A 20,856-nucleotide genomic window follows, 5' to 3' on the forward strand; every position below is an offset into this window, starting at 1 on the left:
GTAGTCCTCCTCTCACGTTGTTACTCTTCGTTGTTTAAACGCTCTGTAATTGCTTCTTTAGCGACTTCACGATCGTCAAAATGATGAACGTCTTTACCAATAATTTGATACGTTTCATGACCCTTACCAGCAATAATGATGATATCTTCAGCTTTCGCGTTAGCAATTGCATGGTATATCGCTTCTTTTCTATCAATAATTACTTCATAATTATTCCCATTTGCACCTTGCACCATATCATCTAAAATAGCTCCTGGCTCTTCACTTCTTGGATTATCTGAAGTGTAAATTGCATGAGTTGCATATTTTGTTGCAACACTTGCCATGATTGGTCTCTTTGTTCGATCTCTATCTCCACCACAACCGACGATACAATATACATCGCCTTTTGCAAACTGTTTTGCTGTTTTTAATACATTCTCTAAGCTATCTGGTGTATGTGCATAATCAACAATAACTGTATAATTTTGTCCACCATCAACTACTTCAAAACGTCCTGGAACTCCAGCTAGTTGCTTTATTACATCAATAACCGTTTCTAAACTTACACCAGAAACAAGTCCTGCCGCTGTTGCCGCTAGTACGTTATATACATTAAATTTCCCAATCAATTTCATCGTAACATTTACACTTTCATACGGTGTTACAAGCGTAAATGTAGTTCCACCACTCGTCATAACGATATCTTTGGCCATAATATCACTTGTTGTATCAATTCCATACGTTACAACAGTTGCCGCAGTACTTCTCATATATTCCACAGTTACAGCATCATCGTTATTCAGTACCGCGTACTTTTCACGATCATGGTTATAACTATTGCCAAGTTGTGCAAATAGCAATCCTTTTGCATGTTTATATTCTTCCATCGTTTTATGATAGTCTAAATGATCTTGTGTTAAATTTGTAAACACTGCTACATCGTAATCACATCCGTGTACACGACCAAGATCTAAAGCATGTGACGAAACTTCCATTACTGTACTATCTACACCGTTCTCAACCATTTTTAAAAATGTCTGTTGAAGTGTTAGTGCATCTGGTGTTGTATTTTTCACCTCAAATGTTTCATCACCGATTTTCATATTAATCGTTCCAATTAGCCCCGTTTTATGACCATGTGCGCGCATAATCTCATCCATAATATGCGATGTTGTTGTCTTTCCATTTGTACCTGTAATTCCGATTAAATGTAACTTGTGTGTTGGTTGACCATAAAAATAATCAGCTAAAACCGCTAACGAACGAAAAGTGTTTTTCACAAGTACAACTGGAACGTCAACATCAATTGGTCTTTCCGCAACAATAGCAGCCGCTCCTTGTGCCGCTGCTTGCTTAGCAAAATCGTGGCTATCAACCGTATATCCTTTCATACATACAAATAAGCTTCCCTCTTTCACTTTACGTGAATCAGCTTCTATAGATGTGATTTCTGGATTTTCTTTTGGAACAACTGGAAAATCATGCAAACATGATAAAAGTGTATGCAACTTCATTTCACTAAACCCTCTCTACATTGTGTATTTATCTCTTTTTTAATAAGCAACACGTTACCTCCTAAATATGTAAAATAGGAGGTAAGTGCTACTGTGTCTAATAAATAGACTTATTTATAATTGGGGCTCTTACAGCCTCAAATTAAGTAACTCTTCTATAAAGAACTCACTTCCACCAATTGTACCATAAAACGTACTAGGTTACCTTTAATTCCCGAAGTAAATTCTAATTTTTGAGCCTTCTTTCACTTTAGCTCCTGCTTCTGGGGATTGTTTAATTACTTTCTCTCCGTCTCCACTTATATCAAGCTTCAAATCGACGAGTTGTGTCTGTAAGTCTTTCTTTTTCATACCAATTAAATTCGGAACTTCCACAGTTGGTGTATCGCCCCATTTATATTCTCTCTCAACTTGTTCTTTTCTCGGTTTCACTCCCATAACAGGAAGTGCATCCCGAAGAATATTCCCAACAATTGGAGCTGCTACTACTCCACCAAATTGCGTTACACCTTTCGGATTATCAACAGCAACATAGACAACAATTTCCGGATCATCCGCTGGAGCAAAACCGATAAAAGATACTATATAATTATTCTCTAAATATTTACCATCTTTCACCTTTTGAGCCGTACCTGTTTTTCCACCTACACGATACCCATCAATGAAAGCGCCTTTACCAGATCCCTTTGCTACAACATTCTCTAATGCATACCGAACTTTTTCTGAAGTTTCCTTGGAAATAACTTTTCTTTTTTCCACAGGTGTCTTTTTACTTACAACTTGATTGTTCTTCGGATCAATAAATTCCTTAGCTATATACGGTTGATACAATGTTCCACCATTTACAGCCGCTGCTACTGCCGCTACTTGTTGGATTGGCGTAACAGAAACACCTTGACCGAATGAAGTTGTTGCTTGCTCGACTGGACCGACTTTATCTAAATTAAATAAAATCCCACTACCTTCACCTTGCAAATCAATTCCGGTTTTCTGTCCAAAGCCGAAATTACGAATATATTTAAACAATCGGTCTTTACCAAGACGATCACCAAGTTCAATAAATCCTGGGTTACATGAGTTTTGAACTACTTCTAAAAACGTTTGGCTACCATGGCCTCCCGCTTTCCAGCATTTCAATCTAGCTCCACCCACTTCAGCTGCTCCATCATCATAAAACGTATCTTTCTCTAAGTCTACTAAATTTTCATTCAAGGCTGCTGCTAACGTAATGATCTTAAATGTTGAACCAGGTTCATAGGTACTCCATACTGGTAAATTTCTATTATACACTTCTGGAGAAACACTTTGAAAATCTGCTGGATCAAAACTCGGCCGACTCGACATACCTAAAATTTCACCATTTTTCGGATTCATTGCAATCGCAATCATACCATCTGGATTATATGTCGACTCTGCAATATTCATTTCTCTTTCCATAATTCTATTGATACGTGCATCAATTGTTAAACCTAAATTCAAACCAGCTTTTGGTTTTTTGAAATCATCGCCAACATTAGGCATCCTTTGTCCTTTTGCATCTGCAAAAAAACGCACATGACCTTCATCACCATTTAGCTCTTTATCATAATATTTTTCCAGTCCCATAAGACCTTGGTTATCACTACCTGCAAACCCTAATACGTGTGATAAAAAGTTGCCAAATGGATAGTACCGGATAGAGTCCTCTGCGATATAAACACCTTTCAAACTTAATCCTCGTACCTCTTTCGCTTTATCATGTGATATTTTTCTTCCACCTTTATCTAACCTTACAATCGATTCTTTTTTTGTAATCCGCTTATAAACCTCATCTTTTTCCACACCTAATACTGCAGCTAACTTCTCTGCAGTCTCTGCTGGTTTTTCAATTTGCCTCGGTACAACAAAGACAGTTGGGGCACTTTTATTCGTAGCAAGTTCCACACCATTCCGGTCTAAAATCTTCCCACGTTCAGGTTCAAAAGTAATATTACGACTCCATGAATCTTTCGCACGATCCGTTAACATATTCCCAAGAAAAAATTGCACATATCCAAGACGAATATCGATGATAGTGAAAATAAGTATACCTGATATGAGTATAAAAATAAGTCGTTTTCTAACTGTTACATTTGATACACGCATATTGGAACAAGCCTCCCTTACGCCTAGCTTGTTCCAATATATGCTTGTACTTATTTAATTAGAACTTCTTCTCTTTTACCATTACTGGTTTTCTGCTTCTTGTTGTGGTTCAAGTGGCGGTACAAGTGTTACACCTAACTCTGTACCAGGTTGTAACACTGTTCCTTCTGCCACACTTTGTTCAGTTACATATCCGGTACCAGTAGGTTTTAGGTTAAGCTTTAATGTTTTCGCTAAATTCATAACATCACGCAGTGCCCAGCCTTGTATATTTGGCATTGTAGGTTTATCTCCTACTAAGAAGACTCGGTCACCTTTTAATGTTTGCTCAGTTGCTTTTGGCACTTGCTGCTGCACTTTCCCTTCACCTAATACGATTGGACGAAGTTTTGCTTTATCAATTGCTTTTTTCGCTTCTTCCATCGTTTTCCCTGTTACATCCGGAACGACAGTTTGTTGTTCTTTCACATATTTTTTCGGGTCTTTTATTTCATTTGGCTTAATCTTTAAATACTCTAAACTATTTTTAGTTACATATTTAAAAATATCAGCTAAAGGCTGTGCGCCATTCTCATCATCTTTCAATTTCGGCTGTTTTACAGCTACATACACAACAAGTTGCGGATCGTCCATAGGTGCCATCCCTAAGAATGAGAATATATAATTCTCTCTTCCCGTCATATAGCCACCTTTTCCATCCGGAATTTGCGCTGTCCCTGTTTTACCACCAACTGAATATCCATCGATTTTATAAGCAGTTCCTGTTCCTTTCGGCGATGTAACGACGCGCTCTAATAACTGTCTTACTTGCGCTGCTGTTTCTTTCGTAACAGGTTTTCCCACTTCCTCTGGCTTATGTTCTAATTTTACTTCGTCTGTTATTGGATCTACAATTTTATCAATTGTATAAGGCTTCATCATTTTCCCATCATTTGCAATAGCAGTTGCAGCTTGTACAAGCTGAATTGGCGTTACAGTAGAACCTTGTCCAAATGCTGTTGTTACTTGCTGTATTTGCTGATCGAATCCAATTGTATTTGAACCTTCACCAGGTAAATCAATGTTCGTTTTTTCATCTAATCCAAAACTATGAATATATTTTCGGAAACGTTCGGGGCCAAGTTTTTGATCCCCTAAAATTGCAAACGCTACGTTTGAAGAGCGCTCTACCCCTTCATCAAATGTGATAGATCCCCATCCAGCGCCGCCGTTATGATCTTTTATTTTTCGGTTTCCGACTTGATATGTACCAGACTGATAATAATCTTGCCCTTTATACACACCTTCATTAATGGCTGCTGCTAGCGTGAAAATTTTCATTGTTGATCCAGGTTCAAATGCATTTGCAATTGCGTCATTGAAGAAATATTTAATTTGATGATCATTTGGATCATAACTAGGTTTACTAGACATCGCTAATATTTTCCCTGTTTTCGGATCCGCAACAATCCCTATTAAACTTTCTGGGTCGTAATGCTTACTTGCAGATTTCATCGCATCTTCTAAGTAACTTTGAATGCGTTGATCTATCGTTAAATAAGCGTTATCTCCATTTTTAGGTGCCTTTACGTTCACTTTTCCACCATCTAGAGATACACCCTTACGATCCCCTGTATAAGCTACTTTCCCGTTAGAAGCACTTAAATATTTATCCAAACTTTGTTCTAAGCCAAATTGACCTACCGAGGTTCCCTTTTCATTCGGCTTCGCATGACCTATAACGTAAGATGCAAAATCACCGTTTGGATACACTCTTGCATTTTCAGTAATAAAAGATATTCCCGGTAATTTCAATGCTTCTATTTGTTCTTTCTGTTCTTTCGTTAAATCTTTACCTAGCGTTCCAAATTCGACTTGACTTCTATCTTTTTTATTTAAAGTTGCTAAAATCTTATCTTCATCTTTTCCGAGTACTCCCGCAATTTTTTTTGCAGTGTCCTCTTTATTTTCAACATGATTCGCACCTTTTAATTCCGCCACAAGTTTATAGGAGTTTGCGTCTTGCGCTAACACATGACCGTTTTGGTCATAAATCGTTCCTCGATTCGCTTCGAGAACTCCTGTTTTACTATGTTTTTGCTGCGCAAGTTTATCCAAATCCTGATTATGCACTGTTCCTGTCGCTTGTATGTAAAAAAATCGGGCTAATAACAGCAAAAAGAGCAGGAGGAATAAAATCATAAAATACCCTGCTCCCTTATTGGTATGAAATTTAGTCATATTTCTCTTCATTTTCCCTTCACACCTATTGCCTTATTTGAGGCCCTTCACATTATTCGCATTAATTTCTAGCCCGTGCTTTTTTGCAACTTCAGCGATTCGTTCATAGCGACTTAACTTCTCTACTTCAGCCTGTAACTCTTGATTTTCTTTTTGCTGCTGTACAATTTTTTGTTCTATCGTCGCTGCTTCTACATTAACTTGATAAAGGCCTGCTTTATTTCCAATAAACGCTACACAGGCATACAATAAAAAGCCAATAAATGCTACATACAACAGTTTTTCGATTCTTGTAATCTTCGCTTTAGCTTTTGGCTGAACCATCTGCTGTGGGGGCGTTTGAATCTGTACCTCTTCTTGCGCTTGTTGTTTGTACTTTACAGCTAAGTTACTCATACCTCTCTCCCCTTTTTATCGTTTTTCAGCGATTCTCAATTTCGCAGAACGCGCTCGATTATTTTCTTCTAACTCTATATCAGAAGGTAAAATCGGTTTTCTTGTAATAAGCTTTAATTTCGGCTTAAATTCATCAGGAATAATTGGTAATCCTGGCGGCAATGGTGGCGTTGTACTATTTCGCTTAAACGTCGTTTTACAAATACGGTCTTCTAAAGAATGGAATGTTATAACACTAACTCTTCCGCCTGGCTTGACCATCTCAATTGCAGATTCCAACGCTTCTTCAAATACTTTCAATTCATCATTTACCGCAATACGGATTGCTTGGAACACTCGCTTCGCAGGGTGTCCACCCGTTCTACGAGCAGGAGCTGGAATACCCTCTTTAATTAGTTCTACTAATTCTCCTGTCGTTTCAATAGCTTTATTCTCACGATACGCTTCAATTTTCCTTACTATTTGTTTTGAAAATTTCTCTTCACCATACTGGAAGAAAATCCTTACAAGTTGCTCATATGACCAGCTATTTACAACATCATATGCTGTTAATGGAGCCTCTTGATCCATCCGCATATCTAACGGTGCATCATGATGATAACTAAAGCCACGCTCTGGTGTATCTAATTGTGGGGATGAAACACCTAAATCAAATAAAATACCATCTACTTCTGTTATACCTAATTCCTGTAGTTTTTCAGATAAATAACGGAAATTACTCTTTACTGTTATGAACTGCTCACCGTATGAAGAGAATCTTTCTTTCGCATTTTGAATTGCTATCTCATCTTGATCAAACGCGATTAGCTTTCCGCCTTCAGTTAATTGGGATAATAAATAAGAACTATGTCCTCCTCCCCCCAGTGTACAATCTACATATGTACCATCTGGCTTTATATCTAAGCCGTCTACTGTTTCCTTCAAAAGCACTGTTACGTGTTTAAACATTGTTGCACCTACTCTTTTTCCAATTAATTATGTTGAATGCATCTCCTCCTCCAAACGCATATTTCACGATTAGAGAACGAAATACTATGAAAGAACGACTCATTTAACTTGCCTACAAAGGCAGCATACTATACAAATCGCTATTTTCTTTTATTATATACTAAATTTTATCATCTTTTGCGGGAATTTAAATAAAAAACTGTCGAAAAAGATGATAATACGTTTACATTTTGTGCTATTTTGTCATATATTTAAGTATCCTGCATAATTACGATATTCACTTTTTTAAAATTAATAATTCAGAAAAATTTCACTTCACAGTAAATTCAACAGAACAAAAATAAAATCCTGCTCCTAAGAGCAAGATTCTATAGTTTTATAACATGATGTTTTCCGTCCCAAGAAAACGGTTTTTCCATTACACGATCAACGAAATCCAAACCGAACTGATTTAAATAGTAACATACATTCCACACACGCTCTTGCGGCGCCCCTAATGGACGAAGTGCAAATTGTATGCGACGGAATTTATTTAGCTGTACTTCATGTTTTTTCTCAACATTTCTTTTCAACATTCTTTCCAACAGTTCAATTTGTTCATTAATTTTGAATTCATTTTTCCCTGCAAACGCACTTAATCCAGGATCTATTTTCTTCACAAACTGTTGTAATGACGTATGGATATCAATTATTTCTTTTTTCACCTCTACAAATCGATCATCTATCGGTTCCTCTATTTGATTAGATAACCAGTTTTCACGCAACTTATCTACGTTATTTAAAAACGGATCACTGTCTTGCAATTGCAAATCGTATAAATCTGTCGCTATATCCCTCTCTACATAAGTGATTGTAATACGCGGAACGACAGGCGGCATTTGGAAACCAATCGTATGGAAAACTTGTTGCAATTCACTCCAGTAAGCTAATTCCCCTGGTCCTCCAATAAACGCGAGCGTAGGAAATAGATACTCTTGCATAAGAGGGCGCGTTACAACATTATTACTAAAGCGTTCCGGACTTCTTTCCATCTCTTCCATCAATTCCTCATATGAAAAGGAATACGCTCCATCCTTCCCTACAAACTTCCCTTGATCGTCTTCAAGTAATACTCGCTCATTATCAATTTCCATGAATATATGTACTGCATTATACTTTGTTTCAATAATCGGTTTATATCCTAATTCTTTAATTATTTCCTGTTGGTTATGAAGCCCCTCTTGCACTTCTTTATACTTACCTATAATTTGCTTAAAAAACGGCACTTCTAATTTTCTTAATTCAGGATGATGTGAATCAACAAGAATTAAACCAGAATTAACGAACATTTTCATAATAAGATGGGCAAAGAAATCTACATACGTATTCGATTCCCCCAAAGAATCATCCATAAATTGCAGTACATCCTTTGTAAAATTCGTTTCAGGGTATGTTTTGAAAATTTCTTCAATCCACTTTCTACAGTCTTCCAAAGAAAGCTCGGACTCTGAAGCACTCGCCTTTTTCGGATTACGATCATGAAAAATAGTCTTTTTTATTTTTTTATTCTTCGTTACAAAAGTATGATTAATTTCATCCATATCATGGTCTTCACCAGCAATCCAGAAAACAGGAACAACTTTAACACCTAAACTTTCTTCCTTTTCCCTCGCAAGCTGTAAAACTGAAATAATTTTATGAATTGTATAAAGTGGTCCAGTTAATAACCCAGCTTGTTGTCCAGCTATAACAACATATGTATTTTCATCTCCAAGCCCTTTTACATTTTGAATCGTAGCTTCTCCCGCTTGTAATTTTGTATTATATTCTAATAAATGCGCTACTAAATCTTGGCGGAAAAACTCCCTCTCACGCAAATCATGTACACGCTGTTTAAAAGCATCTTCTGTTAACATATAGTCAAAACACGACTGTATCTCTTTTTTACCGTTCATATAGTCCTCTACAACACCTTGTTGCGGAACAGAGATTTCTTTTATCTCCATATAATTCTTCCTTTCGTATCCTGTTCTCTCACCAATCCACATTGTAGTCAATGTTGCACGTAAAAGCAAAGAATTACACTTATTCTTTTACTTCTAATCCTTTTATTGCATCGAACAAAAATTGAAGTGTCGGAACGGATCGTTGCTGTTTCTTAGCTTCCTCTAATACATATCCAACAATCGCACCAATTTCCGTTTGTCTATTCGCCCTTACATCTGCCAGCATAGATGATGTATTATGAGACGTTCTTTCACATACGTGACGTACCATTTTCCATACCATTTCTTTTTCTTCTTTAACAAGAAAAACGACTTCCTGAAATACTTGCTCCATCAATCGAATAAAAAACGGGTTCGTAATCAACTCTCCGTTCTGGACTTGTAATAATGCTGTCAATGGATTGATACATACATTAACTACTAATTTTTTGTGCATGACATCCTTCCAATCATCTTCTATTTGAATCGGAAAATGAGGAAATGGAAAGCACTTAAATATTTTTTCGAAGTGTATAGACTGGCCGTGCACGATTCCAAACTTCGTTACACCTATCCCCGTATGATAAACGGTATGTCTTTCTTCTTTTTTTGCACCATGCTCTACAATCCCAACTGCAATATTTTCATTCCCTATTTTCTGCATAGCATGAAGATGCGACATTCCGTTTTGCAAAAAGATTAATGAGGATTCCCCTCGCACAAAAGGCAGTATGTCAGTTATATGATATTGCTTAACAGCAATAAATATATAGTCTAGCTTCTGGTCTAGCATACTTTCTATTGGCAAAACAGGTGGGAATACGGTTTCACGTTTTTCCTCCCTCATACAAGTTACACCCGTTCTATTCAATTCCTCAGCCTGTTTAGCTGTCCTTGTAAACAACGTAACATCTTGATTACTTTTTTGTAAATAAAATGCATATAACAGACCGATAGCTCCTGGTCCCACAACTCCGATTTTCATTTTCACACAAGGAACTCATATAAATACGATACACAAGTCCCTTTTCCCTCCCCCTTTTTATCCCGCAAACGCCTGATTGGTGCGGAATCATAATTAACTAAAGGTGAACAAATCCCACCGATTACAGTTTCACTTTATCTTTCCCAATTCCATGAACACATTTTACAATTTCATTGCTCTTTAACAACCAAATGCAACCTCTTCTTTCAATATGTATATACTACCTATTAATATGCTTCTACTCTTAGTTTAGCAAATTCTCAAAAAAATAATAAAAGAAATATACTATCTTCTTCATAAAAATAAAAAAATGAGTTATAATATTATTATAAATATTTTTACTTTTCTGCATTCAATGAGACAAGAAAAGGATGTGATGTTATGGGATTCCCAAAAGTTGAGCGCTTGCTCATCAATTATAAAACATTAGACGAATTTAAAAAATTTAAAGGTTGCGGAGCTCAAGAACTATCCATGTTAGAAGAATTACAGGCAAACATTATTGAAAACGATAGTGAATCTCCATTTTACGGTATTTATTATGGCGGATCACTAATTGCACGTATGAGTCTATATATGAAAAGGAACGGCGGGGAACCATTCGAAATTACAGGTACTTACCTAGAACTCTATAAACTTGAAGTGTTACCAACTTTCCAAAAACAAGGATTCGGAGAAATGCTTGTAAATTATGCGAAGGGGCTACAGTTCCCAATTAAAACGATCGCACGTATCCATTCAGCTGGTTTTTGGGATAAATTAAATTTCCAGCCTATATCAGTACCTGATGGTGATTTTTATGTTTGGAAGCCGGAAACAAATTTGAATGCGGTTACAAACGAAGAGTCTGCATAAGAAATAAAAAAACAGCTACATAGCAGCTGTTTTTTTATTTCTTTAACTTTTCTAATTTCCCATTTGAACGAGCGCTATTTCTTTCCGCTACCATTACACTTCTTTTTTGATCGATATAATCAAGCAATGTTCTATACTCTTCCTCATATACTGATAATCGCTCCAAAAGACTCTCTCTCTCTGTTTGTAACGATTCAATTTGCTGTTGCAACACCATTAAAGAGTTTTCATCTTTATAATTTTGCAAGAAATCAATAACATCATTCAATGTAATTGACGTAGGCTCTACTACCTTTGTCTCTTTTACTTCATAATTTTCTACTTTACGTAGTTGCTTCGCTTCTTCAATACGTTCTTTGTATTGCTTTCTAACGTAAGAATTCCATCTAAAGCCACATGCTGCTGGTGTACGAGATAAATGTCTTCCCACTTCTTTAAAGGCAGATAATTGCGTTCCACCTTCTCGAATATGCCGGAGTACTACTTCTGCCAGAAGCAAATCTTCATCATCAGTCCAAGCATCTTGTCTTGTTGTCGCCATCTCTCTAGTCCTCCCTATGCATTTTTTATTAAGCATATGCAGTTACTAGAAAAGATAGAATACAACAAATAAAGAATAAGACAAAAAAAATAAACGTAGAAGATATCTTCTACGTTTATTTTCCCGCAATTACTTGCTGATTACTTCTTTACCTTTGTAAGTACCGCATGCTTTACATACACGGTGAGCTAATTTCGCTTCACCACAGCTTGGGCACTCTACCATACCAGGTACTGATAATTTGAAATGCGTACGACGCTTTCTTTTTACTGTTTTAGAAGTTCTTCTAAAAGGTACAGCCATTCTTCCCACCTCCTTAAAAGAAATAGTTATTTTCATATGAAGGCCTAAACCAGTCTTCCGATTATTTGTCAAAAAACTTTGCAAGTCCTGCTAATCGTGGATCAACAGTCTTTTCTTTGTTTTCTTCCGAAATCACTTGCCAGTCTTGACCTTGCATCGGTGCTCCACCAGAAACATCATCACTGAAAATTTGCATTGGAATCTCCAAAAGTATATTTTCCTTGATTACGGGCAGTAAGTCAAGTACTTCTCCTTCTAAACAATGAATTTCAGCTTCAGTTTCAAATTCTTCTTGTGAAGTTTGGAACACCTCAGTTGTTTTAATGTCAAATGGTAATGTCACATCTACTAAAGAGCGAGAACATGGTAAAACCATGCTTCCAGTTATATGTAGATGGAACGTAAACTTACCGGAGCCAAAATCAACTCTTCCTGTTACATGAGCAGGATTAATTTCACGAATATCTTTCTCGACCTCTTGCAGCTCACTTACATCTACCATCTCATCCAATGTCAATCCTTTATTTCTCAATTTATTCAATTGATGGATGGACCATTTCATATCATATCACCTCAAGGCAACAAACAAAATTATAGCTAGCCATTTTATATTTGTCAATGTTTTTTCTTTACACTATAATGAAGTCATCATAGTAAATAATATATAGAGTATCACGTTTTTGAAAAAGATGCTACATCGAAAGGAGAGATTACCATAAAAGCCAGTGGTATTGTTGTTGAATATAACCCTTTTCATAACGGTCATGATTATCATGTGCAACAAACAAAAAAGTTAACACACGCCGATATTACAATCGCTGTTATGAGTGGCCCTTTTTTACAGCGTGGTGAGCCAGCACTCATATCCAAATGGTATCGTACCAAAATGGCCTTATCATGCGGTGTAGACCTTGTTGTAGAGCTTCCATACGCCTTCTCAACACAAAAGGCTGAAACCTTTGCAAATGGCGCTATTTCTATTTTAAACGCCCTGCGTGTTTCTGAAATTTGTTTCGGTAGTGAAGATGGGCAGATTGAAAATTTTCATAACACCATCTCTGTGCAAAAAAATGAAGAAGATACTTTTAATCGTCTTGTAAAGCAATTTATGAATGCAGGTAACAGTTACGCAAAAGCTACATCTGAAGCCTTCCTACACATTTTACCATCCGAAAAAAACATAGACATGTCACAACCGAATAACATATTAGGATTCCAATACATGAAATCAATTTTCTTACAAAATAGTTCTATGCAAGCACAAACGATAAAAAGATTCGCATCTCATTATCATGATGAAACATTTAGCGACCAACATATTGCAAGCGCAACTAGTATTCGTAAACAACTTTTTAGCGAAAATAGTTCTTTTACAGAAATTGAGCCTTTTATCCCAAAAGCGACTGCTTCTCTTTTAGCAAGTTACAAACAAAACTACGGGATATTACATAATTGGGAACAATACTTTTCATTTTTCAAATACAAACTCATGACGATGTCTCCAGAAGACTTACGACATATATATGAAATAGAAGAAGGTTTAGAGCATCGTATTTTATCAAAAATACAAAACAGTTCCTCCTTCCATTCATTCATGGAAGCATTAAAAACGAAGCGTTATACATGGACTAGATTACAAAGAGCTTGTACACACATTTTAACAAATACAACAAAAGAAGAAATACATAGCGCAAATATAGAGCAGCATGCACCGTACATTCGTCTACTAGGCATGTCACAAAAAGGACAAACTTACCTTTCAAAAAACAAGAAAAAAATAGAACTTCCCATCCTTACCCATACAAAAACATTTGACCATCCTACTTTACATATAGAGCGAAAAGCCAATTCTGTATATTTCTCCATCATGCAAGAACCATTACGAACACAACTACTAAAACAAGATGCAACACACCATCCAATTCGTTATGATGAAACAACTGCAAAATTTCTATAAAAAAACCTCTCTTTTTCAGAGAGGTTTATTTTTTCTCGCCCATTTTTTCCAAATACAGCAATGCATCATCCAGCGTATCAACTGGTACAACTTTCATTTTTGTTTTAATATCTTTCGCAGCCTCAAGCGCATCTTTATAATTCGATTTCTCCGCACCTTTTTCATTTGGCGCAAAGAACACTTCAGCACCAGCATCACTTGCAGCGACCACTTTTTGCTGAATACCACCAATCGGGCCAATTTCTCCCTTTTCATTTATCGTCCCTGTTCCAGCTATTTCATGCCCTCTTGTTAAATCATCTTCCACAAGTTGATTATATATTTCTAATGTAAACATTAGGCCTGCCGATGGTCCGCCTATTTCATGAGAATCAATTTTCACTTTCGGATCTACCACTAATTCTCTTTCAGTAACGATAGAAACCCCTATACCAACACGCCCATTACCATTCGGAATGGTCTTTACATTTAAATTTTCTTTTAGCTGTTTTCCATTCCTCTTGTACTCAATATTTACTACTTCCCCTTCTTTTTTTCCTGTCATATATTCAATAAATTGCTCCGTCTTTTCAAATGTTTTTCCGTCGACAGCTATGATGACATCTCCAAGCTTAAACTTTCCTTCTGACGGCATCCCTTTCGCTACTCCTGCAACCAATACACCTTTATTTTCAAAAGAAACAGTACGGTTTGCACGTTTATACGCATTATAGATTGCTGCATTTTGCGAATCTTTCATCGCATAATTTTGGCGAAATTGATATTCTTCATCACTCTCACCTTTTTGCAATATTTCTTCCGCTTTCGAAATATGTGTATATTTATTAAACTGTGCCGCTATTAAATTCACCACATTTGCTGGTCCCATTGAAACCGTAACAAGCATAAAATCACCGGATTCTTTCGTTCCACCCTCAACTTGAACGTAAGGCTCTAACTTGGCCGCCATTCCTGGTTTTGTTACATAATACGGTAAACGTACGTAAACAAGTAACATCGCCAATATAACCCCTATTAAAATTGCATATATAAACCGAAAACGCTTAAACATTATGTTTCTCCTTCCACTGCTCAATTAATAAATAAATATTTGCAACATGTTTTTCCGCCTCTACTTCTCCAACTCGAATAATGTCTTCAATGTTTGTAAAAGCACGTGAACTAAATTGTTCTACAGCTGGTCGCATCATTAAATCCGATGCAATTTGTCGATTCATCACCAGCTCATGTTGCATAATTTCAATACTTTGCATAATTACATCATAAATAGACGTAACCTCTCCATTCACTTTAATCGGCGATACATCAACAGCAATAACAATATCGGCACCTAACTCTTTCACAACCGATACTGGAATGCGATCAATCACTCCGCCATCCACCAATAATCGTCCATCTATTTTTTCTGGCACAAACACTCCAGGTACAGATATGCTAGCTCTCACAGCCTCTGCAACAGGACCACTTGTAAAAACTACTTTTTCCCCCTTCAAGATGTCAGTAGCCACAACAGCCGTCGGGATATCTAACTCTTCTAAATTTTTATTATATGTAAACATTTTAATCATATCTTTGACACGTTTTCCAGCAATAAATCCCATTTTCGGAACTGTAAAATCTAAATAATATTTCCTCTTAAAAACATTTGCCAGTTTATACAACCTTTCAACGTTTGAGCTAGCTGCATAAAACGTACCTACTAAAGCCCCCATACTACTTCCTGCAATCATATGAATCGGTATACCATTTTCTCTTAAAACTTTTATAACACCAATATGCGCAAACCCTTTTGCGCCCCCAGATCCAAGAGCTAAACCAATTTTCGGTTCTTTCATTTTTCTCACCCTTTAATTTTTTTCATTCCTTTTTCATACTTATGGTCTAAATGCACTACGTATCCACGTATACTGAAATGAACGTTTTTTGGGACAAAGGGGGATTTACTTACATGTATGAAAAATGGAAAACGGCTTTTCTTACCATATCAACACTGTTTTTAACCTTTTCTCTTGTACTTCACCCCCAAGCTGCTTTGCAAGCTTCCATTCGAGGGTTAAATATATGGTGGGAAGTTGTATTCCCTTCACTTTTACCGTTTTTCATCATTGCGGAACTTCTAATTAGTATTGGTGTTGTAAAATTTATAGGTGTTATATTAGAACCACTCATGCGACCACTTTTTCGCGTTCCAGGGATAGGCGGATTTGTTTGGGCAATGGGAATGGCTTCAGGATTCCCTGCTGGCGCCAAATTAAGCGCTAGACTGCGTAAAAGTAATCAGCTAACACAAATCGAAGCAGAACGCCTCGTATCTTTTACAAACTCATCTAATCCACTTTTTATTTTTGGAGCTGTTTCTATCGGTTTTTTCAATAATCCGAAATTAGGAATCGTATTAGCTGCTGCACATTATTTAAGTAACTTTGCCGTCGGGTTATTGATGCGTTTTTACGGCAATAACAATATTTCCACGAAGGATCAACATCCTACTAAAAAACGTCCTTTTCAAAACCCTTTTTCAGTCCTACACGAGACGCGCATGCAAGAAAAAAGACCATTAGGAAAATTACTTGGGGACGCTATCGTTTCTTCTATTCAAACGTTACTTATGATTGGTGGATTTATTATTTTATTCTCTGTTTTAAATAAAATGATTACTGTATTTCATATTACAGCAGCACTTTCTTTTATTATGCAACATATTTTATCATTCTTCCAACTAACTACAGAATTTAGTATTCCAATCTTATCAGGCATTTTTGAAATGACACTCGGTAGCCAAATGATTAGTCAAATAAATGAAACACCCCTCCTGCAGCAAGCTATGGTAACAAGCTTTATTTTAGCGTTTAGCGGCCTTTCTATTCAGGCACAAGTTGCTAGCATATTAGCTGAAACAGACATCCGATTTAAGCCCTATTTTTTCGCACGAATTATCCAAAGTATTCTGGCTCCTATTTTTACTTTTATATTTTGGAAACCATTTTATGAAAAAGTAAGCTCTTTTTCACCTATGCAAAAAGATATCCCCGTATTTTTATCGAATCATTCTTCTATACTGCAAGAAATTTGGACATCTTTTGTACACTATGGACCGATCTTTACTTTATTTTGTTTATATGTATATGTTATCTTATTATTTTTTCGTAGCAACAAAGAAAAACCCCGTTCACTTTAACGGGGTTTGAAACTTTTCTTTTAAAGCACGTTCTACAACAGGAGGTACAAGATCTACTACGCTTCCTCCATATCTCGCAACTTCTTTTACAATGCTCGAGCTTAAAAATGAATATTGGTTATTTGTCATAATAAAAAAGGTTTCAATATTTTCATCTAATTTTCGATTCATAGAAGTAATTTGCATCTCATATTCAAAATCAGAAACCGCTCGTAACCCACGCAAAATCGCGTTTGCATTACGCATTTTCGCATACTCCACTAGTAGTCCACTATGTGAATCTACTTTTACATTCGGGATATCCTTTGTTGCTTCTCGAATTAAATCTAAGCGCTCTTCAACTGAAAAGAACGGTTTTTTTGACGAGTTGTTTAAAACTACTACGTATACCTCATCAAATACTTTTGCTCCCCTTTTAATAATATCCAGATGCCCAAGGGTAATTGGATCAAAACTTCCCGAAGAAATAGCTATACTAGTCATTCCGTCCCCTCACCTTCATACTTATAAATCGATATTGCTGTAATCCCATAATTTTCAGCTCTTACTTTTACAAGACTCCCTATAGAATCAGGTAAAACCACATCATTACCATGCTCTGACATAATTAATCCATCTCTATGTAGCAATCCATGTTGATCCATCACACTAATTAAAGATACAATTTTTTGATCTTTATATGGAGGATCAATTAATATAAGATCGAATGATATTTCACGTTTTATAAGAGCCTTTACCGCACGTTCTGCATCATTTCGATATACTTCAGCTTGTTCCTGTATTCGACAACTTTCTAAATTTTGATGGATTACTTTTATCGCTTTATTATCTCGATCAACAAAAATTGCTTTATCAATCCCTCTACTTATAGCCTCGATTCCAAGACCACCACTACCGCCAAATAAATCAAGAGCGATACCACCATCAAAATAAGGACCTATCATATTAAAGATTGATTCTTTTACTTTATCTGTCGTTGGACGTGTTGTATTGCCTGGCACCGCTTTTAGTGGATGCCCTTTACATTTTCCTGAAACTACTCTCATCTGTTGTCACTACCTTTATTTCAATCTATCGAGCAATTATAGAAAACCTTTCTCCATTCGGTAACCGCTACCAAACTATACTATTCCATGAAATTTCACATTCATCTCTCAACGAACAATAGGAGAACTTTGGCTTAAAATAACCGCTCTGCATTTTTATGTATTCATCTCACCATGCGCTAACACGAACCCATTATGTATATTCGTTTCACTTTATCTTTTTTATCCTATCATAAAATAAAAAAAAGAAAAATAAAAAGCCAAACATAAAATTTAATTTCATGATGTATATCTTCATTTAGATTGGACATAAATAATTATAACAACATCACCTTCGATGTTGTTGCCAACCGCGGAGAAGACTTACGTTTCCCCATAAGTTCTTCCTCCGGTTTCTCCTCTCCCTTTGCCTTCTTACTAGTACATGCTAGTATAAGAAGGGCCCTGCTTTGCAGGGTTTTTTTTCTTTGTCTACTTTTCATTTAAAAAGTGAGATGTTACAGTAAGTAAAAGAAAGAGGAGGAAAAAACATGATTCAACGCTTTATAGAACTCGGAGAAGGCTACTCTGATTTATATGAATTACTTGAAATTGCCAAAGCAAATCAAGAACGTATAACACATATGTTACAATTTGAAACGATTAAAAATGAAAAAAAAGTGTGCTCACTTGTTGTAATATTAAAACCAACTACTACTGGTGATTTCCAACCATTATACATATGTCGTGAAGGCATTCCTGTACTTGAAAATAAAAAAAGTAAACGCGTCATTTTATTTGAAGAAACGGCAGAACAACTAGGAAGAAAAGTGACTACCTTTACGGTAAAACCATCCACAACTTTCCCAGAAAAAGAACTGTTTTTCAATCATTTAATTGGTATTTTACGAATGAATAATTTCATTCCTCCAATGAAATAAAGTGTTACTTCAAGTAAAAAAATCCCCTACTAAAATTAGCAGGGGATTTTTTCTATTAACTATAATCGTATTCTTTTGCCCGATCAGGACGTGAATTTTCAAATTCCGTTTTTAAATACGGGCGGTACGACTGTTCTATCTTCTTCACAAAAGGAAGTTTGTTCAACTTTTGCATCATATGCTCAATTTGTTCCATATCACAATATACTACTGCGTATTTTAAGCGTTTTGATATGTAATGTATGTTACCATATTTCCTTAAAATCTTGGCATGTTTCAATGAATGTAAATAAACAATCATACTTTGTCGTTGCCCGAACATAATCTTCTCCATCTTCTCCTTTTAAAAACATATATTTTATATTTTATGAAAACCAATCAGAAATTTATGACATTACAGGACAAACTCTGTATACGTTTTCTTCTATCTTCTAAAAAACGGGGTAATTTACCCCGTTTTACAGCCACAACCTCCGCCGGTACCACAACCGCCACCACAGCCACCAGCATCAAAAAATGGATTTCCTGTTGGAACTTTGATGGAAGAAGACACCTCAGAACCGATTGCTACACTAACTTCATCTAACAACTTTTGCAAAGCTGTTTCTACTCGTTTAAAAGCTGCAACCTTATCATGTAAGTCTACAGAACGCTTTAACTCCCTCATTTTCGTCGAAACGAAAGTATAATCAGGATGGTATTTACCGAAACGTTGCACTTCTTCATATCGTTCTTTCATCGCTGTAAATTGCTGAATTAACGTCTGAACTTCCATATCTTCATGCAATTCTTTATAACACTTACGATAGTCTTCTGCTATATCTGAACAGATAATCGCTTTTGCAAGCTGCTCTGCCTTATCTAATATCAATACGCTTTCCAGCGTCGCTACAATCATGAGAGACACCTCCGAGTATTCATCATACCACATTTAGAATAGAACTACTAATTGAAGTGTCTCACTAAACAGAAAGATATCACTCTAACTATTTTCCGTATAATCCCAGCACATACTTATACATTAATATGTTCCGCAATATTATATTTCAGAACATCCCATTTTCCACTATTTTCTTTCACATAACTAATACATGCATTTTTTAATGGTGTCTTAAACGAAATATCTTCCGGTGCAATTGCATGTAAAATCGCTTTTATCGCATGTGAATGAGCTACAATGATAATACGTTTGCCAGAATGAGTTTCTGCAACATCTTTTATAGCAGCAAAGCAACGAGTTACAATCTCTTCATCTTGCTCCATACCTTCTACTTTACCTTCTGCAATTAGCTCCCTAACAGTCGCAACCGGCTTACCAGAAGCTTCACCAAAATTACGTTCAACAAATCGCTCATCTAATAAAATCGATTGCAATCCTGCAGCCCCTGCAATTTCCTTAGCTGTTTCGTGCGCTCTAATTAATGGGCTACTTATAATTACATCCCATGCTTCCGCTTGCAAAGCAACTGCACTTTGACTTGCTTGCTTCTTTCCCACTTCATTAAGTGGAATATCTTCACGTCCCTGAATAATCTCTTGAAAATTCCAATCAGTTTGTCCATGTCGTACTAAACAAATTTCCGTCATGCTCATGCTGCAACTCCTTTTTAAATAATCCCCTTCTATTGTATCAAAAGTTCTGCATGACGGACATAGTTTTCCCTTCCAATTATGTTGTATTTTGCTGCTTCATATACTGAAACATATCGATCATAATGGAGGCAACTGCCAATTGGTTTTGAAATTTCTCAACTTTATCTGGTATCGTTTTTTTGAAATGCTGCATAGCCGCTAACTCAAATGCCTCTTTTTCTTCAGGGTTTCGCGTTAGTTTTCTATACCAGTACGGTTGCTCCCTAATATAGCGAGATAAATCCTCATCAGCCTTTATAAACTCCATAATTTCTGCTCTCATCCGCTTTC

At 36.3% G+C, this 20,856-nt stretch carries 22 protein-coding genes; 4 read left to right on the forward strand and 18 right to left on the reverse strand.

Annotation, left to right across the window (positions count from 1 at the left end; translation table 11 throughout):
* Positions 1-20: 20 nt before the first annotated feature.
* The 7 genes from murE to panE all read right to left on the reverse strand — a co-directional run bounded on the left by murE (position 21) and on the right by panE (position 10,139).
* Positions 21-1,496: a UDP-N-acetylmuramoyl-L-alanyl-D-glutamate--2,6-diaminopimelate ligase gene (gene murE, locus FS802_RS15390; RefSeq protein WP_144525166.1), complete on the reverse strand. Its 1,476-nt coding sequence runs from the start codon at positions 1,494-1,496 to the stop codon at positions 21-23.
* Positions 1,497-1,703: 207 nt separating this feature from the next.
* Positions 1,704-3,620, reverse strand: a complete 1,917-nt coding sequence (locus FS802_RS15395; RefSeq protein WP_144525168.1) for a stage V sporulation protein D — start codon at positions 3,618-3,620, stop codon at positions 1,704-1,706.
* Positions 3,621-3,701: 81 nt separating this feature from the next.
* Positions 3,702-5,852 carry a penicillin-binding protein gene (locus tag FS802_RS15400; protein ID WP_098653360.1) on the reverse strand — a complete coding sequence of 717 codons (2,151 nt, stop codon included), beginning with the start codon at positions 5,850-5,852 and terminating at the stop codon, positions 3,702-3,704.
* Between the two features lie 21 nt (positions 5,853-5,873).
* A complete protein-coding gene (gene ftsL, locus FS802_RS15405; protein WP_000067081.1) occupies positions 5,874-6,236 on the reverse strand; it encodes a cell division protein FtsL in 363 nt (120 codons plus the stop codon).
* A 15-nt stretch (positions 6,237-6,251) separates the two neighbouring features.
* Positions 6,252-7,184 (reverse strand): 16S rRNA (cytosine(1402)-N(4))-methyltransferase RsmH, encoded by a 933-nt coding sequence (gene rsmH / locus FS802_RS15410; protein ID WP_098653359.1) that lies wholly within the window; start codon positions 7,182-7,184, stop codon positions 6,252-6,254.
* Positions 7,185-7,552: 368 nt separating this feature from the next.
* Positions 7,553-9,169, reverse strand: coding sequence for a bacillithiol biosynthesis cysteine-adding enzyme BshC (gene bshC, locus FS802_RS15415; RefSeq protein WP_144525170.1), 1,617 nt, complete (start codon positions 9,167-9,169; stop codon positions 7,553-7,555).
* 79 nt (positions 9,170-9,248) lie between these two features.
* Complete coding sequence (panE, locus tag FS802_RS15420; protein ID WP_098653357.1) at positions 9,249-10,139, reverse strand: 2-dehydropantoate 2-reductase; 891 nt, start codon at positions 10,137-10,139, stop codon at positions 9,249-9,251.
* A 375-nt stretch (positions 10,140-10,514) separates the two neighbouring features.
* On the opposite strand from panE, the gene FS802_RS15425 reads away from it, so the two are divergent.
* A complete protein-coding gene (locus FS802_RS15425; protein WP_098653356.1) occupies positions 10,515-10,988 on the forward strand; it encodes an N-acetyltransferase in 474 nt (157 codons plus the stop codon).
* A gap of 34 nt (positions 10,989-11,022) precedes the next feature.
* Here the strand turns inward: FS802_RS15425 and FS802_RS15430 are convergent, their stop codons facing one another.
* The 3 genes from FS802_RS15430 to FS802_RS15440 form a co-directional block, all read right to left on the reverse strand.
* The gene (locus FS802_RS15430) at positions 11,023-11,529 is read right to left on the reverse strand and encodes an RsfA family transcriptional regulator (RefSeq protein WP_000246481.1); all 507 of its coding nucleotides are present in this window, start codon (positions 11,527-11,529) and stop codon (positions 11,023-11,025) included.
* A gap of 129 nt (positions 11,530-11,658) precedes the next feature.
* Positions 11,659-11,832, reverse strand: coding sequence for a 50S ribosomal protein L32 (gene rpmF / locus FS802_RS15435; RefSeq protein ID WP_001984764.1), 174 nt, complete (start codon positions 11,830-11,832; stop codon positions 11,659-11,661).
* A 61-nt stretch (positions 11,833-11,893) separates the two neighbouring features.
* A complete protein-coding gene (locus FS802_RS15440; RefSeq protein WP_000872150.1) occupies positions 11,894-12,394 on the reverse strand; it encodes a YceD family protein in 501 nt (166 codons plus the stop codon).
* 153 nt (positions 12,395-12,547) lie between these two features.
* On the opposite strand from FS802_RS15440, the gene FS802_RS15445 reads away from it, so the two are divergent.
* Complete coding sequence (locus tag FS802_RS15445; RefSeq protein ID WP_176505825.1) at positions 12,548-13,789, forward strand: nucleotidyltransferase; 1,242 nt, start codon at positions 12,548-12,550, stop codon at positions 13,787-13,789.
* Between the two features lie 25 nt (positions 13,790-13,814).
* On the opposite strand, the gene FS802_RS15450 is transcribed toward FS802_RS15445, so the two are convergent.
* Together FS802_RS15450 and FS802_RS15455 are read right to left on the reverse strand one after the other, a co-directional pair.
* Positions 13,815-14,840 (reverse strand): SepM family pheromone-processing serine protease, encoded by a 1,026-nt coding sequence (locus FS802_RS15450; RefSeq protein ID WP_098653355.1) that lies wholly within the window; start codon positions 14,838-14,840, stop codon positions 13,815-13,817.
* The gene (locus FS802_RS15455) at positions 14,833-15,624 is read right to left on the reverse strand and encodes a patatin-like phospholipase family protein (RefSeq protein WP_000662602.1); all 792 of its coding nucleotides are present in this window, start codon (positions 15,622-15,624) and stop codon (positions 14,833-14,835) included. Before FS802_RS15455 ends, FS802_RS15450 begins: the two co-directional genes overlap by 8 nt.
* A gap of 113 nt (positions 15,625-15,737) precedes the next feature.
* Here FS802_RS15455 and ylbJ point away from each other — a divergent pair, with 113 nt between their 5' ends.
* Positions 15,738-16,967, forward strand: coding sequence for a sporulation integral membrane protein YlbJ (gene ylbJ / locus FS802_RS15460; RefSeq protein ID WP_000273093.1), 1,230 nt, complete (start codon positions 15,738-15,740; stop codon positions 16,965-16,967).
* Here ylbJ and coaD read toward each other — a convergent pair.
* Positions 16,959-17,450 carry a pantetheine-phosphate adenylyltransferase gene (gene coaD, locus FS802_RS15465; protein WP_000200598.1) on the reverse strand — a complete coding sequence of 164 codons (492 nt, stop codon included), beginning with the start codon at positions 17,448-17,450 and terminating at the stop codon, positions 16,959-16,961. The genes ylbJ and coaD overlap by 9 nt on opposite strands.
* A complete protein-coding gene (gene rsmD / locus FS802_RS15470; protein WP_001266975.1) occupies positions 17,447-18,013 on the reverse strand; it encodes a 16S rRNA (guanine(966)-N(2))-methyltransferase RsmD in 567 nt (188 codons plus the stop codon). Before rsmD ends, coaD begins: the two co-directional genes overlap by 4 nt.
* Positions 18,014-18,543: 530 nt before the next feature.
* Between rsmD and FS802_RS15475 the strand changes: the two genes are divergently transcribed.
* Positions 18,544-18,933, forward strand: coding sequence for a DUF7147 family protein (locus tag FS802_RS15475; RefSeq protein ID WP_000616012.1), 390 nt, complete (start codon positions 18,544-18,546; stop codon positions 18,931-18,933).
* A 55-nt stretch (positions 18,934-18,988) separates the two neighbouring features.
* Here the strand turns inward: FS802_RS15475 and FS802_RS15480 are convergent, their stop codons facing one another.
* The 4 genes from FS802_RS15480 to FS802_RS15495 form a co-directional block, all read right to left on the reverse strand.
* The gene (locus FS802_RS15480; protein ID WP_002080814.1) at positions 18,989-19,255 is read right to left on the reverse strand and encodes a YlbG family protein; all 267 of its coding nucleotides are present in this window, start codon (positions 19,253-19,255) and stop codon (positions 18,989-18,991) included.
* Positions 19,256-19,381: 126 nt separating this feature from the next.
* Positions 19,382-19,831, reverse strand: a complete 450-nt coding sequence (locus FS802_RS15485) for a YlbF/YmcA family competence regulator (protein ID WP_000634355.1) — start codon at positions 19,829-19,831, stop codon at positions 19,382-19,384.
* Positions 19,832-19,947: 116 nt separating this feature from the next.
* The gene (locus FS802_RS15490) at positions 19,948-20,520 is read right to left on the reverse strand and encodes a histidine phosphatase family protein (protein WP_033657734.1); all 573 of its coding nucleotides are present in this window, start codon (positions 20,518-20,520) and stop codon (positions 19,948-19,950) included.
* A gap of 82 nt (positions 20,521-20,602) precedes the next feature.
* Positions 20,603-20,848: a YlbE-like family protein gene (locus tag FS802_RS15495; protein WP_001200991.1), complete on the reverse strand. Its 246-nt coding sequence runs from the start codon at positions 20,846-20,848 to the stop codon at positions 20,603-20,605.
* Positions 20,849-20,856 lie beyond the last annotated feature (8 nt).

Origin of the sequence: Bacillus sp. DE0042 (assembly GCF_007680225.1) — a bacterium.
Lineage (GTDB): Bacteria > Bacillota > Bacilli > Bacillales > Bacillaceae_G > Bacillus_A > Bacillus_A wiedmannii.